The 16,410-nt window shown below is 45.9% G+C and carries 11 protein-coding genes; 6 read left to right on the top strand and 5 right to left on the bottom strand.

Annotated elements, in window-relative coordinates; genetic code table 11:
- The first annotated feature begins 280 nt into the window (after positions 1 to 280).
- The 5 genes from dxs (at position 281) to QUB51_RS28505 (ending at position 4,173) form a co-directional block, all read left to right on the top strand.
- Entirely contained in the window at positions 281 to 2,188 is a 1,908-nt protein-coding gene (gene dxs / locus QUB51_RS28525) for a 1-deoxy-D-xylulose-5-phosphate synthase (protein ID WP_333051441.1), read from the top strand.
- A 108-nt stretch (positions 2,189 to 2,296) separates the two neighbouring features.
- Positions 2,297 to 2,614, top strand: a complete 318-nt coding sequence (locus QUB51_RS28520) for a hypothetical protein (RefSeq protein ID WP_333051443.1) — start codon at positions 2,297 to 2,299, stop codon at positions 2,612 to 2,614.
- Positions 2,611 to 2,769: a hypothetical protein gene (locus QUB51_RS28515; protein WP_333212694.1), complete on the top strand. Its 159-nt coding sequence runs from the start codon at positions 2,611 to 2,613 to the stop codon at positions 2,767 to 2,769. The genes QUB51_RS28520 and QUB51_RS28515 overlap by 4 nt, the downstream gene beginning before the upstream one ends.
- Before the next feature lie 23 nt (positions 2,770 to 2,792).
- On the top strand, positions 2,793 to 2,942 hold the full coding sequence (locus QUB51_RS28510; protein WP_333051445.1) for a hypothetical protein: 150 nt from the start codon (positions 2,793 to 2,795) through the stop codon (positions 2,940 to 2,942).
- A 7-nt stretch (positions 2,943 to 2,949) separates the two neighbouring features.
- Entirely contained in the window at positions 2,950 to 4,173 is a 1,224-nt protein-coding gene (locus QUB51_RS28505) for an NAD(P)/FAD-dependent oxidoreductase (RefSeq protein WP_333262442.1), read from the top strand.
- Between the two features lie 130 nt (positions 4,174 to 4,303).
- Here QUB51_RS28505 and QUB51_RS28500 read toward each other — a convergent pair whose 3' ends face one another.
- From QUB51_RS28500 to QUB51_RS28480, 5 genes are all read right to left on the bottom strand, one after another.
- Positions 4,304 to 6,730: a sulfotransferase gene (locus QUB51_RS28500; protein ID WP_333262445.1), complete on the bottom strand. Its 2,427-nt coding sequence runs from the start codon at positions 6,728 to 6,730 to the stop codon at positions 4,304 to 4,306.
- Between the two features lie 135 nt (positions 6,731 to 6,865).
- Positions 6,866 to 8,938, bottom strand: a complete 2,073-nt coding sequence (locus QUB51_RS28495; RefSeq protein ID WP_333262448.1) for a Wzt carbohydrate-binding domain-containing protein — start codon at positions 8,936 to 8,938, stop codon at positions 6,866 to 6,868.
- Entirely contained in the window at positions 8,939 to 9,730 is a 792-nt protein-coding gene (locus QUB51_RS28490; protein ID WP_333051451.1) for an ABC transporter permease, read from the bottom strand. It abuts the gene before it with no gap.
- A gap of 258 nt (positions 9,731 to 9,988) precedes the next feature.
- On the bottom strand, positions 9,989 to 11,332 hold the full coding sequence (locus QUB51_RS28485) for a glycosyltransferase (protein WP_333051453.1): 1,344 nt from the start codon (positions 11,330 to 11,332) through the stop codon (positions 9,989 to 9,991).
- Between the two features lie 74 nt (positions 11,333 to 11,406).
- Positions 11,407 to 12,597 carry a glycosyltransferase gene (locus QUB51_RS28480; protein WP_333051455.1) on the bottom strand — a complete coding sequence of 397 codons (1,191 nt, stop codon included), beginning with the start codon at positions 12,595 to 12,597 and terminating at the stop codon, positions 11,407 to 11,409.
- A gap of 1,948 nt (positions 12,598 to 14,545) precedes the next feature.
- Here QUB51_RS28480 and QUB51_RS28475 point away from each other — a divergent pair.
- Positions 14,546 to 16,183 (top strand): MBL fold metallo-hydrolase, encoded by a 1,638-nt coding sequence (locus tag QUB51_RS28475; RefSeq protein ID WP_333051822.1) that lies wholly within the window; start codon positions 14,546 to 14,548, stop codon positions 16,181 to 16,183.
- The last annotated feature ends 227 nt before the right edge of the window (positions 16,184 to 16,410 follow it).

Below are 16,410 nucleotides of genomic sequence, written 5' to 3'. Positions count from 1 at the left end.
CGTGCAATCAATCCAAAATCGAAAATCGAAAATCACTTATTGCCCCCGCATTTATCCGTGGGGTCGCCTCTAAAATCGAAAATCGAAAATCTAAAATCGATTGACGGCGCACAATTTATTAACTATAATTACCAGACCCGAAATAACAAAATTGTTACGCCTAACAGTTTTTCTCAAATAACCGTTAAACTATTCTAACGTTTGCGCGTACCCAACGTTGCAGGCACAACCTATATCTGTTAAGGATTCGTCCTGATTCACAGGAGCAAGATTTTAAAATATGCATCTCAGCGAACTGACTCACCCAAACCAATTACACGGCCTCTCGATTCATCAACTCGAACAAATTGCCCGACAAATTCGAGAAAAGCATTTAGAAACTGTAGCCGCTAGCGGCGGCCACCTCGGCCCAGGATTGGGTGTAGTCGAACTGACCTTAGCACTCTACCAAACACTCGACCTCGATCGCGACAAAGTTACTTGGGATGTCGGCCACCAAGCTTATCCTCACAAATTGATAACCGGCCGCTACAACCAATTTCACACCCTGCGCCAAAAAGACGGCGTTGCAGGCTATCTCAAGCGCTGCGAGAGCAAATTTGACCACTTCGGCGCCGGCCACGCTTCCACAAGCATTTCCGCAGCGTTAGGGATGGCGATGGCGCGCGACCTCAAGGGGGAAAACTTTAAAACTGTAGCAGTCATCGGCGACGGCGCCTTGACTGGGGGCATGGCACTCGAAGCGATTAACCACGCGGGCCATATGCCGAAAACCAATTTGTTAGTTGTGCTCAACGACAACGAGATGTCAATCTCGCCCAACGTCGGCGCAATTACCCGCTATTTGAACAAGATGCGATTGTCGCCACCGGTGCAGTTTCTCAAAGATAACTTAGAGGAACAATTCAAACACATTCCCTTTGTCGGCGAAACTTTTACTCCAGAAATGGAACGCCTCAAAGAAGGGATGAAACGCTTGGCTGTCTCGAAAGTTGGAGCAGTAATTGAAGAATTGGGCTTTACTTACATGGGCCCGGTAGATGGACACAATTTGGAAGAGTTAATTACCACTTTCAAACAAGCTCATACTATCCAAGGGCCTGTGCTAGTTCACGTTGTGACGGTGAAGGGCAAAGGATATGCGATCGCCGAAAAAGACCAAGTAGGATATCACGCCCAAAATCCCTTTAACTTAGCCACAGGCAAAGGCATTCCCTCCACTAAACCAAAGCCTCCAGCTTACTCGAAAGTCTTTGCCCACGCCCTAGTCAAGCTAGCAGAAGATAATCCGAAAATTGTCGGCATTACCGCTGCTATGGCAACCGGAACTGGTCTGGATAAACTTCATGAAAAACTGCCTAAACAGTACATTGATGTCGGGATTGCCGAACAGCACGCCGTGACTTTATCCGCTGGTTTAGCCTGCGAAGGAATGCGCCCGGTTGTGGCAATTTACTCGACATTTGTCCAGCGGGGATACGACCAAATAATTCACGATGTTTGTATCCAAAATTTGCCAGTTTTCTTCTGTTTGGATCGCGCGGGCATTGTCGGTGCTGACGGCCCAACTCACCAAGGAATGTACGACATTTCTTTCTTGCGGTGCCTGCCAAATATGGTAGTTATGGCACCAAAAGATGAGGCAGAATTGCAGCGGATGGTAGTCACGGGAATTAACCACACCAGTGGCCCGATCGCCATGCGTTACCCGCGCGGCAACGGTTACGGCGTGCCTTTGATGGAGGAAGGTTGGGAAGAATTGCCGATCGGCAAAGCTGAAATTCTCCGCAACGGCGACGATGTGCTGATTTTGGGTTATGGTTCAATGGTTTATCCGGCAATGCAAACCGCCCAGATTCTGAGCGAGCACGGTATTGAAGCAACTGTCATCAATGCGCGTTTTGTCAAGCCTTTGGACACCGAATTAATCTTGCCTTTAGCACAGCGAATCGGCAAAGTTGTCACAATGGAAGAAGGCTGTTTGATGGGAGGCTTTGGTTCAGCAGTAGCCGAATCTTTGCTCGACAATAATGTCCTCGTGCCCCTGATGCGGTTGGGTGTACCCGATACATTGGTAGATCATGCAACGCCTGAACAATCATTTGCCAGTTTAGGATTAACTCCGTCGCAAATGTGCGATCGTATCTTAGCAACATTCAGCCGCAAACAGTCTCCTGTTAGCGTGTAAATAGCTAGAATGGTAGGGTGCAGCGCACCTTACCATTCTAGCTCCGATCTATGACAGTGAAAGAGCAGCATGATTGAAGGAAGATTTGAGGATAAGGGAGAAAAAACAATGACTAACGTAAAACCAAATCGTACCGTGCGGCGGGGAAGACTGTTCCCAGAAATTCAGTGGTCAGAAGAAAAAAAAGCCCAGTGGCGAGCCGAAAGAGAAGCATTTTATCAGCGCTGCAAACCAATTTTCGATCGCCTCAAACCAGAATTGATTAAAACCCACTACAACTGGTACATGGCCGTTGAACCCGACAGCGGAGACTATTTTATCGACAAAGATGATATGGTGGCTACCAAAATGTGTCGCCAGAAACATCCAAATGCTATCCCCTTCATGTTCCGCATCAACAATACAGGGGCGTGTGGCACGATATGATTCAAGGAACATTTGGTGATGAGGATGAGCTATTTTTGGAAATTGAATTGATTGCTGATAACGGCTTAGAATTACCTGTTGATGCCCTGCTAGATACAGGTTTTTCGGGCTGGTTAGCAATGGACAGTCAATCGATTTTAGATTTTAGATTTTAGATTTTAGATTTGAAATTGAATAATTGAATAAAGCGAGATTACGGATGAATCCGGGGGATTTTACCCTAATGGGTGCCGGAGTACCGGAAATTTTAATCGGCCGCCAGTTGTTGAAAAATCGGCGATTGGTAGTTGATATTTCGGCGGGTGTTTTGACATTGGAAGCGAGTTAAAAGCAAAATGAATTTAAAAAGTTTTGACATAGTAATAGTAGGAGCAGGCCCTGCAGGCGGTCACTGCGCGAGAATCCTAGCCCAATCCGGCCACAAAGTCTTGCTGGCAGAGCAAAACGACAATTTTAATAAAAATGACTTTTCTAGCGCCGCTACACCTCTAGAAACCCTCTCTAAATTCGATTTACCTGAATCCGTTATCGGCAGTTTTTGGCACAAACTTACTATTGAAACTAGCAAAGTCAGTCAAACTTGGGAGTCTCCCGAAAGCTTGGGAGTTGTTCTCAACTTTGCTAAATTTAGAGCATTTTTGGCTGGCGAAGTTGAGCGATTTGGCGGTGAAGTTTGGCTTGGTTATCGCTACATTCGACACTCACAAGAAAACGGCGAAACAATAGTCGAATTTAAACAGTTATCCGACGGTAAACTTATCCAAGTTAGCACGAAAGTATTGGTTGATGCTACTGGCTTCGCTAGGGCGGTTATGTACGAAAAAGAGAATGATAAGCCCAATTTTTTGTCGGGAACTGGAATTGAATATTTAATTGAAGTAGAGCCAGAAGTTTACAATAAATACAGCGGTGATTTAATCTTCTTTTTGGGCGATAAATGGATGCCGAAGGGTTATTCCTGGATATTCCCAATGGAACAAAACCGACTGAAAGTTGGTGCGGGTCGCATTTTTTTAGACCCGAAAACGGTGAGGCATTTGTCACCGCTGAAAAAATATATTGATTTACTGATTGATGAATATCTGAAGTCTAAAAGTTATAAAATTATTGACAAACATGGTTCGACGCTGAAGTACAGTCCTGGTTTGAAGGATATTTATTGGAAAGAAAATAATGTAATTGCGATCGGCGATACTGTCTCGACAGTAAATTTTTTGGGCGGCGAAGGGATTAGACACGGGATGGATGGTGCCCAAATCGCAGGGAAATATATTCAAAGCTATTTGCAGGGGAAAATCTCAGATTTTCGGGATTATGAGACCCAAATGCACCGCAAGTTTGATCGGAAATGGAATATTTCAGAAAGGTTGGCGGTGAGAAAGTATATCGATGATGTTAATGATGAACTAACCGATAAAATGATTTCTTATTTAAAGTATATGAAAACTGAAGAGGTGATGGATATTTTATTTTATTATAAATTTGAGAGAATTTCCAGAGGATTCGGCGGTTATTTGCAGCGAAAAATCAAGGGATTGATTAAGCGATTTCACTTGTAAGGTGCGTCTGTTGAGAGATTTTGAGTAGAGGGAAAAGTCTCGCTGGCTGACTCACCCTACTGACTTAAAAGTAAGGTGCGTCTGTTGAAAAATTCTTAGTTGAGGGAAAAATCTCGCTGGCTGACTCACCCTACAAACCTAATTGCCATAAAAATTTTTCTCCTGTAACTTTAATGCGCGGCAGAGACATTAAATTATCGTCAAAACTGCTATAATTTAATTTATATGATACACCAAAAGTATATCCACTCGCTCCAATTAAATGCGCTACAATTGGATCGACATCCCCGTAAGGATAGGCAAAACATTTAACAGATTTCTCTAATCCCCGTTCTAAGATAGCACGGGATTTCGCCCCCTCCCGCACAATTTCTGTCGGCGACAATGCCGTCAAAGGTTGATGAGTAGCAGACATAGAACCGAATTCAATTCCTGCATTCTGCAGTTGCAAAATTTCCGGCCATCCCATTAACTGCACTTCTTCAAATTCGGCTTTTTCCCAACTATTTGTCTTTCCTATTGACTCAGCTACGAGAAAAACAGTTGCTGTAAAATCAAAGCGTTTTAGCAGAGGCCAAGCATATTGGAAAAAGTCCAGATAGCCGCCGTCAAATGTCATCAATACAGCTTTACCGGGTAAAGGAGTTTTAGCCAGCTTTGCGCTTCGCCAATTTTCCCAACTCGCACTATAATAACCGCGATCTTTGAGATACTGCAATTGTTGTTCCAAAACCTGCGGGCTAACTGCGTCTAAACTGTCAGGAGAAATGCGGCGGTAGGAGAGAATCGGAAGTTTTTGTGTAACGCTATGGTTGTCCAAAAGTTGGGGTTTCACGGAGTGAGAAACTTCCTGATAAGAAGATTTTGAGCGAATGATTTCCGGTGCGTAAAATACTTGCTTTGGGAACTCGTTTTCTTGGGGAATTTGCATTGTCGGTTCCCCCGCGATTGCTGCGGCTGACTCGATTTCCTGTAGCGCAGCCGCCGGGAGTGAGGCGCGACGGCTGACACTTGTCCCGATCGCACCCGATCGCCTGCCGAAGATCACCGCATTTTGGGGGTAAATGCCCCCAGCACCCGCTGCATTCAAACTGTCGGGCAAATTAGACCTTTGTTGAGCACAAGAGGCTAAGCGCGATCGTAGCCATTGCTTGCCGTTGAGTGGTTTTCCCAGCAAAGCTTCTCGCACGGCGGCGACGCACAACTCAAAACCCATATTTCGATTAATTGTCGATCGCAATTTTTGAGCCGAAACAAAATTATTTTCCACCGCAACAGTGACAATCCCGACAGCAACGCCGCCTACTTTCACCAGCACGTCTATTTCCGAAAGCTCAACTTTTATATTAGCAAATTCCTCGCTAACTTCTACAGCAATCAAATCTTTTTCGAGGGTAATTGTTGGGACTTCCTCAGCTATTTCATGATTGTAGAAATCCTCCAAATTCCAATGGGGACGCCCCCATAATTCTTGCAAAAATAGCGTCCAGTCATGTTTAGGGTGCAATGGTTTCAGCACAGTTTCCCACAATTTATTGCCTTTTTCGCAGCGATTGCGTTGAAAGAAGCGATCGAGAATTTGCCAAGCAAACTGGGCTGCAACCGCATCCGCCAACACCGAAGCCGCCACCATGCCATCGCAAATCGGCAATTCAACAATACCGAGTTTAATTCCTTCTAGTTTTATCGTACAGCACAGGCGATCGTATATTTGCGGAAGATTACAAATATCGGAAATTGGTTCGCTCACTTCCACCGTCAACTTCCAGGCAATTTCACCCTTGACTCGCTTAATCTTATCTAAAATATATCGAATTTCCTGGTCATTAAAAATTTTATGATATTTGTGAACCTTATTACTTTTAACCTCTCTATCAATCCCTTGATGCCAAGGCAGATTTAAACTGAGATGAGCAGCTTTTTCTTGATAAAACTCCAGCATTTTATCATCATACTCAATTTCCATAAACTGAGAAAGTTCTTCTAACTTTTTTACTTTATTGTCGAGAATTTCCTCATACTTGACTAATATATGATTAGAATTTTTAGCATATTTGTGACTAATTAACATCGCCTCCTTCCAGCGATGGATACAGTGGTTTAAATCCCAACCAGGCCCCCACAAATCATGAGAATTACTAGTCGCCTCATGCAGAGAAGCTATTGTATCCATACTGTTTCGCAAAATATGTATAAATTTAGCATCCGGCAAAAAGCGCTGTATGTCCTCAATAAAATATATGTGTTCCGGCGTTTTTTCCAACCAAATACTTTTGTTTTGTTCCGCAGCCAAACCATCCAAAACTCCGACAAACCAACTAACTTTAGTTGCCACAGTTTGACTATCATCAAAACCTTGCAAAAGTTCAGGCCGATTAATCTCATCCTTAAAAAAAGCTTCCATCCTACCTGGCAACTTTCCCGCAAACTTCTTGTACAGTAAATAGTGAAAAAACTTAGATTCAGGAAAAGAAATAACTTCAGGGTGAGCAGCTAATAAACTTTGAAGCATGGTTGTGCCGCTTCTCGGAGAGCCTACTAAAAATATCCGTTTCATTTTTCTAGCTGATAGATGGTTTGTGAATTAATTTTTTTTTAGGAACCGCAGAGAGCGCAGAGGGCACAGAGGAAGAGAAGAAAGAGGTATGATTCATGTTCGTCTCTGGGCACTCTGCATTTAAAAACTTTTTTTCTAACTCCAACTAAAATCCTCATGCAAGAAATCCGAAAGTTCCTGATTGTAAGGTTTGAAATAATTAGTCAATTCTTGTTCTATTGTCGCTGGCATTTGGCTGTATTCATCGACATGATTAATTTCATATTTTTTACTTGTATTTTCACTAATATCCAGGAATTTCAATACTTCGGAAAATACTTTGCCTGTATGTGCGTAAAAATCTTCGCTCTTGATAATTAGCAACTGTTCTCTCGGAAAATAGTCGAGCCAATTTTTGATTTGTTCTACATAAATTCCCCGCGACAAATAGGAATAATGCTGGTGATTGAAACTGTAATAATTTTCATCTGCTTTGATTTTTTCAATCTCACCTTTGAGTCGAGCGGGTTCAGAAGCGATCGCCTTTTCAAAATCCAACTTTTCGGTGCCTCGCGCCACTTCTAAATGATAGTGCATCCACGCTCGTTTTACTGGGTTTCCCAGCATTACAATCAGCTTAACATCCGGGAAACACTTGTAAACTCGCTCCGCCACCAAAGGATGATAAATATAGTAAGAAGTCATCTCCCACAGGATCACCTTCTCACTCGCTACACTCCGTGTCAACTGCTTGCTGTACCAATCAACACCACGCTCAAAATTTAATTCAAAAAAGTGAATATCTCGAGAACCTTCTTTGATAATTTGCAAGTGATTTTCGAGATGGCTGTATAGATATTCTGTGCCACAGTTTTGAGCGCCAATTATTAAAAAGTCAGGTTTTTGCTTGTTTTCCAACTGAGTCAAAATCTTGGCGTAGCCTGGATTATTCTTATCCAAATCGTAAGTTGCCGTGGCTGGTTCGGCCACATCCATAAGCGGCATTTTGCCCTCAAATTCCCAGCGGTACGGCGGACAAAGAATCGTTTTTTGGTTTACAGTCGATCGCACGTACAGCGGATAAACCTGCCACTGATAATCGTAGGCGTAAGCCAAAGTTTCCTCGTAAACCCCAGCATTCACGTAATACTGACCGTTTCCTAAATCCAGCCTATCTATTTGCAGCCGGATTTTGCCTTTCCCTTTCACCAGCGGCAGCAGTCTGCCCATTTGATTAGTATTAGTCTCAAAACAACTTTGACCATCATCCCTGCTGATTGTCACGGCAAAAATAGCAGCAGAAATTTCCTGCGCCACCGAATAATGAATTTCAATGCTAATAGCATCACCGCTATCTATTTCCGTATTTGGCGACACTTTGACATCGGTAATTTCTACTTCCATAGTACCGAAGCGATTCTGATTACCTCGCAGTGGCGAACCGCTACTTGTAGCTTCAGCAGCACGCAGGGGAGTGCTATTTTCTGTGGACGATCGCATTTCTGACAAATACTGACCGACTACCACTTCCGGTTCCCCGTAAGCGACGATTTCACCGGATTTCAGCCACAAAGCCCGATCGCACATTTTCTGAATTTGCGACGCAGTGTGAGAAATCAAAACAATCGCGCATCCTTGATTCTTAAACTCAGTTATCTTATTCAAACATTTAGTTTGAAAAGCCACATCACCAACCGACAAATGTTCATCAACTAACAGCACTTCTGGATCGGTATGCACCGCCACCGAAAAAGCCAGCCGCATTTTCATCCCCGTACTATAAGTCCGCGTCGGGCTGTCAATAAACTGTTTTAACTCTGCAAATTCCACAATATCGTCAAACCTGCGCGCCACTTCCCGGCGAGTCAAACCGGCCACCACCGCGCCCACAAACACGTTTTCTCTGCCCGTTAGATCCGTGTGAAAACTCGCACCCAAATCTAACAACCCGCCAATTCTGCCGTTAACTTTAATAGAACCTTCCTCAGCCCTGCAAATACCGCCTACAACTTGCAGCAGCGTTGATTTTCCCGCGCCATTCTTTCCAAGAATTCCCAGCATTTCGCCAGGAGAAACAGTAAAATTTATATTCCGCAGCGCCCAAAAACTCGCCTCCGGCTTCAGCTTCCACCAACCGGACAAAGCGGCTTCCATAATCGTATGAGGTTTCGCGGTAGAGTAGCGGTTAAAACGCTTACCCAAACCTTTGACAATAATTGCTTCACGCATTTACACTTCCTCCACAAAATGAGCGCTTTGCCGTCTAAAAATTCCCAGTCCGATGGGTAAAAGAGCCGCCACAGCCAAGCTCAAAATTAACAGAGCAGACCAATCCGGCTGCATACCTTTAAGAAGTATGGCGCGGTAAGCTTCAATCAGGGGCACCATTGGATTTAAGTAATAAAAAATCTTAAATTTTTCGGGGACGCTGCTGATGTCGTAGAAAATCGGAGTCAGGTAAAACAGCATCTGCAAAACTACTCCCAAAGTGTGCTGAGTGTCGCGGAAAGTGACATTCAAAGCGGCAAGGGGATAAGCAAAACTAACTGTCAGGAAAAACTGAATAATCATCAGCAGCGGCAACAACAAGAGCACTGCATTCAGAGGAGCGCCATCAATTGCCAGAAAGATAAGTAACACCGGCAATGCTAAGAAAAAGTGAATGAGCCCCGTCGTCGTCGTGACTATCGGCAAAATTGCCGACGGGAAATTTGGCTGCCTGATTAGTGGCTTATGATTGGTAATTAATGCCGTTGATTTAAATAATACCGTTTGAGACCAATTCCAGATTAACAAGCCGCTGAAAGCAAAGGAAGAAAATTTTGGAATATTAAGGGGTACTACAGAGCGAAACAAAAAGGAAAATACAGCCAACTGTAACAGCGGACTGATTAAAGTCCAAGCAATCCCCAAGGTCGATCGCTTGTAAAGTAATTTCATCTCGCGATCGACCAATACCCGTAGCAAATCAAAGAAATGAGTTATTTTGCGAATATAAGCTACCTTTCCCGCATTTCTCACAGCACACCCCCAGCAACTATCTGAGGTTCTCCCCCGGATAAATTCCAGGGCAGAATCTTAACCAAATTCAGGGTCTGTACCAGAGTCTGTTTGTCAGAAATTGGTTCTAAAAAATCTGCTTCGATCAATTTTATTGTCATAATTACCTTTGTCACTTTCTGTGGCTTTTAATATCTAAATTACTATTTTCTATCACTTAATGTCTGACTTGATTACACCTCTATATTCTGTTTTTTATCTAATCTAATTATGTCATTTCTAGGAAGAAGTTTTCAGGTTTTTTTTCTCCAATACTGTAAACAACTGTAGATTTTGAAGTAGGGTGTTGTCAACCAAGCTAGGCTCGGAATGAGCAGCACTTTTGGGCATACCCTTAACCGCGATCGCCCGAGCCAGGGGTTCGGCAAAGTCAAGGGCCAGAATCGATCGCAAGTGAGCGCCCCGCAGTGGCTCTACACCGAATTTGGGAGTGACGTGACCGACAGACAGTTCACCGTAACTGAGGTAAATGCCATCGGGTTTTTTCTCGTCAATGATTCGTTCTGCTGCTTCCCAACCTTCCTGCAAATCGATTTCAATTTCATGTCTGCCCAAGTCAGCACCAGCAGGCTCACCTTGCATAAAACTAGAAAGAGCCGATCGACTTTTCAACTCATCAATAGCACCCCGCAAATACCAATAAGCGCGCAATTTTGCCCGCAACCACCGCCAAGTTCCCCGCATCCCCAAGCTTTCGAGTAAATCAAGAGATTTCCTGGCTCCCACAGCCAGCCAATCCACAGCAGCCGGCCAGAAAAACGTGACCGCCACCACAATTTTATCCACCAGCGAGTCAGCAGTTTCGTAGACTGCTATCGGCAGTATCGGTCTAAGTTCCGGGTGTCGGTACCCGATCAAAACATTCGATCGCCCTTCCTGACGAAATCTGCCGAAAGAGCGATCGAGATTGTTAGTTTCGTGTTCGTAATGATAGCCCACTGCTTCAGCAGCCACAACAAAAGGTACATTAGCTTTCAGCAAACGCATCCCAAACTCATAATCTTCTCCGCCACAGTTCCCAAAAGCCGAATCAAACCCATCGAGACGAGCAAACAGTTCTGCATCCAAAGAAAGGTTGCCGCTGAGCAAATCTAGATAAGTAAATCGATGACCGGGCTGACTCATCTGATAAAACTTCTCTTCCCACCACGATCGCACTTCCACCTCGAACAATGTAGTTCCTCCATGCAACTTAGGCGGATAGGGGCCCATGACAGCCGAGCCCGGACGCAAAGAGTGAACCCGCGCATGACTTTCCACCAAAGGCGGCAGCGCTTCGATATCGTCGTCGAGAAACAGCAGCAATTGCCCCGTAGCCGAAGCCGCTCCCGTATTGCGGGCGATGGCAGCACTCCGGCAATTTTCCTCGATCGCCTGCACTTTAAACCGAGCTTTATAGTCTTGTAGCATTGCCAAAGTATTATCTATGCAGCTATCTGCCACTACAATAACCTCGATCAGGTCGATCGGATAAGTCTGCAAGTGCAAAGCATCCAAAGCCCGCCGCAGCGAAGAACTTCGGTTGTGGCTAGGAATAATTATGCTAACTGTTAGATTTTCCATATTTACATTACAACAATTAACTTCATCTGCATTTCATCTCCCTTCATCGACCGTTAAAAATAATCTACAAATCCCTATTCATTGCTCCCCTTCATTTTTTGTAACAACTTCCTAGAAGCAAAATAAGCCATCGGCCCGCTAATGCAGCCCCGCAGTTGAGCCCACAGCAAATCCCTCGGAACCGCATCCGGCTGCTTTCGCAAAGAAGCAATTAATTCAGGAATTTGCTTATACCACAGCCATCCCCAAGCTAATAGAGGCACACTGAATTCTCTGTTGATTACAAACATCCGCGTCCAGAAAGCATAGACTCCGATGCCGTAGCCTTGGAGCGTTTTTCGCAATTCTTCCCAAGTGCGCCGATGGCGGTGCCAACTCAATGCTCTCGGCTCGTAGACAATGCAGTAGCCCGCGCGCAAAATGCGGGCAAAAAGTTCACAGTCTTCGCCACCCACCGTGGGCGTTCCCGCCCCCAAAGCTTCGTCAAACAGCCCAATGTAGTCGATCGAACTTTTCCGCAAAGCCATACTCGCCGAAACTCCCACAAGATGCACAATCAGAGGATTGCAGTGCGCCCCATCAACAACTCGGCGCTCAAATCCCCGCCCGTGGGGGCTGTAGCGCTCGAACCATTCTTGCGCTTCGGTTTCCAGTTCCAAGGGCATCACCAGCCCCGTGACGCACATCACTCGCGGATCGCTGAAATTTCGCAAGAGCGATCGCAGCCAGTTCGGATCGGGGGCCGCATCGTCATCTGTAAACGCTACGAATTCATGTTTAGCTTCGCGTAAAGCTCGGTTACGGGCAGCGCTGGAGCCTGGTAAGTCTTCGCGCACATAGCGGGCTTGTGGGTAATTTTTGACCAGTTCCTTCGTCGCGTCCGTGCTGGGGCAATTGTCAATTACTAAGTATTCCTGACCCTCGTCTGGGAGCTGCATCAGCGCGTCAAGAGTGCGCCGCAAATCTTCCGGGCGATCGCGCGTGCAAACCGCTACTGTAGCGATCTGCAATACCTCCACCGACCCCCGCTCATCCCATTCTAGAGTCTCGTAGAGCAAGTTTTTCCACAAGTTGTCCCCCGCAGCCTTCATCAGTGTTTCCCGTAATTCGTCACCGCCAATGCCACCTCCGACTACGGACAAAAGAGCTTGACCGATCGGTTTTCCGTGCAGTCGAATTAAAACCAAGGCTTTGCTGTAACGCTCATCAACCGTAATTTCTGGCGGGAGTTTGGAGATTTCCAGCTCAACAATAGCTGTTGCCATTTTAGATTTTATCTTTTATATTTTAGATTGCGAAAAAATCCTAGATACTCCGTATATTACCGGATGTATTTTAGCATAAATTGTTTTAGGGTATAGCAACTTCTCAATGCCACACTTGCCGATCGCCGATTGCGAATCAAATTGCGAATCAAATTGCGAATCAAACATAAAGCCTCATTGCTTTTATTGCTTTTATTTATTTTTACTTTCAATTACCCGCTGATGTCAAGTTTTTTCCCAACACAAGTTTTACCATCGGCAACGATCCCGCGTCGAGGATTGTGTCAATTGCAGGTATTATTGGCAGCCGATCGCCACCAAGCCTCGCCATTAATGCCACATCTAAAAACCCGATTTTTTGATAAAACCGGGTTGGTGCGATCGCTCCTCATTTCAGCTCTAATTGCGCTCTGATAAGCTGTGGAGCATTTAAAATAGTATTGTAGGGTGCGGAGCGTCCTCCGCGTTTCCCTTGCCGGTGGAAGCGATCGAGAGCTGACGCACCCTACTGGCCTCGTTAGTGGTTTAAATGCTCCACAGCTTACTATTCTCAAAAACCTAAGCTGTGGCGGCATTTAAATTGTATATCAAAAAAAATAAATTCGTGTGGGAAGTAGGGGGTTCGGCGTCCCGCCCGCCCTGAATATACAATTTAAATGCACGACAGCATACCAAATAATTCAACACTCTCGCCCTTCAAACTTTCGCGATCGAACCGCGCACGGATTAGGTGAAAAATACTCCCAAACTCAACCCTAAATCAGACCCATAAACGATAAAAGAAACAGGAGATTACAGGCTGGTTGGAGACTCATCGAGCTGAGATTACTTCTGGCAACTTAGTGGTATTTTTACAGAATGAATATCATGTATTGTCTGGGGATTTATGTGGCTATGTTTGGGGTTAAACAAAAAACGCATCGTTTTGCCCCCTTGTCAATGAGCGGAGTAAACAAACGTATTATGGGGCAGTCAATCGATGGCGCGATTTTAGATTTTAGATTTTAGATTAAAGAATTGAAGTATTGACTTGCGCGAGATAAATTCGGGGGATCCTTTATCGGATACAGGTTTTTTATTTCTGCACGGATGAATCACGTGGCGGGTATCCTGGAGGCTTTCGGTCAAAAAGCCATTTACACTCTCTCCTCGATAGCCACAAGGTTTACTTAGAAGAATGTATCAAACTTTTACAAAAAAACCCATCAAACTCATAAAGTCTCTCTCTGCCTTGACAAAAGCAGTTAGGAATGAGAATTAAATAACTTCCACTCTTGAAAGTGGGATGGGCGTCCCGCCCGTCCACTCATGACGGGCGGGACGCCCATCCCACAATAACAATTAAAATTGTAAGTTATTTAATTCGCGATCCTTAGTTAGCACGATGGGGGTTCTTCCTTTTTCAGATTGGACTATAAACCGCCCTCAAAACCCTAAAAATGAAGAATTGTAAAGTTTTATCAAGATGTTTGGGCATCTGAATTAAAATCTTCTCATAAAAAAGACTAGCTTTTAGCAGGCGCAAATTGTGGAAAAAGGTTTAAAACTCAGAATATGAGATCGATCTCGCTACTCTTACATGGTGCAATAAAATGTAACTTTTGATGCAAGAACCAGTAGCCTGAACTTTGTCGAAGGCCCAAGGCCCATCCGGCCAATGCCTTCGGAAAATCGCCTTCTTGGCGCTGCATCAAATCTTAAGTGCAATTACTTTCCTTGCACGAGAGCCGGAGCCTTCGAGCCAACATTTAGCTCCAAGGGTTACGCACCAGAACTTTGATAAACCGGGTTTTTTTACCGGGAGCGAGGGCGGCAACAAAGTGTTTTCGTTCATCAAACCCGGTTTCAGCGTCCGAGACTGAACTCGATCGAATGAATGCAGTCGCAACCAATGTTTAAAAGAGGCGATACTGCAAGTTGCGTGCAAAGCAGGGAGCTAACCGCAGTGATGGATCTCGATTGTTTACCTTACGGCGCAGGCCACGCACAGGAAGGGGTCTGTCTGCTAGTCCGAATGGGGCCGCACCGCATTTTACTCGACTGCGGTATAGAGGATATTGCACCGCTATCAGCGACACTAAATCGATCGCTGCCAGCCGATTTTGTGGTGTGTACCCACGCCCACTCCGATCATGCCAGAGGTTTGCTAGCACTCCATCAATCTTTCCCCCACTTGCCAATTTACGCCAGCGAAGTGACAGCGCGACTGCTACCGCTCAACTGGCCACAACTGGCTCAGCAGCCAGAGTCCCGGTTCTGTCAGGGACTGCCCTGGCAGTCGCCGCTCGAAGTGCGCCCAGGACTGAGCGTGCAGTTGTTCCCGTCGGGTCATTTGCCCGGAGCTGCGACTGTGCTGCTGACTTATGCAGCCCCGCACCGCACCTACACCGTCGTTTACACAGGCGACTTTTTCCTGTCCAATTCTCGTTTGGTGGAAGGTTTGCCCCTAGGAGAACTCAGGGGCATGAAGCCGGATGTGTTAATTTTGGAAGGCAGTTACGGCACGGCGCGCCACCCTCACCGCCGACAACTGGAAAATCAGTTAGCCGATCGCATCCACCGCGCCATCGCCGACGGGTACTCCGTACTGCTGCCCGCGCCGGCCCTTGGTTTGGGCCAAGAAATGCTGATGCTGCTCCGCAGTCACCACTACTTTACTGGCCGCGACTTGGATATTTGGGTAGATGGCACTGTCGCCGACGGGTGCGACGCTTATCTAGAACTGTTACCCCAATTTCCCACCGCCGTCCAAAATTTTGCTCTGCACCAACCTTTGTTTTGGGACGAAAGAGTGAAACCCCGCGTCCGTCGGCTGTCTGCCGAACAGCGCCCCGGATTGGGAGCCATGCCCTGTATTGTAATTACAGACAAGTTAGCTGATTTGGCTTTGTATATTGCCGATAGCACAAACCCTTGGATTTTGCTCGCCCCTCAAAAACCAGGATATCCCGTCAGCGACTGGCTGGGCAACAGACCCCAATTTGGAGTCACAAGTGTCGAAACTTATCTGCTAGCCGAACACTGCGACGGGCCGGGGACTACCCAACTCATCCACAATTTGCGTCCCCAGCACGTAATTTTAGTCCACGGTTCCCCTGCATATTTGGCTGACTTGGCTAACTTGGACGAGCTGCGAAACCGCTACCAGTTGCACACTCCGGCGGCTGGAACACTTGTCGAATTGCCGATCGGGGAAATGTTTTTGCAGCCCGCTATCCCAGAAACTAACTATGAGGGAGAACTCAGCGAATTGGGGACAGAGGTAGCAATTAGCTTGCCGAGTCCGATTACAGCCGATCCTCGGTGGGCCAATTTTGCCGATACCGGTTTGGTAGAAGCGCGCTGGCAAGGCGAAGAACTGGTACTGCGGGGCATCTCCCAGCGGGAACTCCTTTTTCAAGGCAGCGCCGTTCAGGCAAACCTCGAATGCTGCGGCAATTGCCAGCACTACCGCAGCCAGCGCTGTTGGAACCAGTCCAGTGCTTTGTTTGGCTTTAAAGTAACCCCCGACGGTTTCTGTCCCGTGTTTAAAGCGATACCGGAGTCCGAACTTTTCCTAGAAGATGGGGAAACAGACGGCGAATAAGCTGTCTGGCACCTCGAAACCAGCCCGCAGGCACAGAAAACAAAAGAACAGTCCTGGACGCACCCAGACAAAAAACCCGGTTTCAGCAGGGGTAAGCTGTCGCGTATTGAATTTTTAACTACCAGCCGGGAAGTCCCTCGGTATATTTAAAGGGGATTAATCTGAGCGCTGCGCGAAGTACCCCGAATAAATTACGCCCGCGTGATGAAAGGCTCGTCGGGTGTAGG

The sequence above is a fragment of the Microcoleus sp. AT8-A3 genome, from assembly GCF_036705675.1.
GTDB lineage: Bacteria > Cyanobacteriota > Cyanobacteriia > Cyanobacteriales > Microcoleaceae > Microcoleus.
The sequence above is the reverse complement of the archived record's forward strand: the minus strand, read 5'-3'. Positions and strand labels throughout refer to the sequence as shown.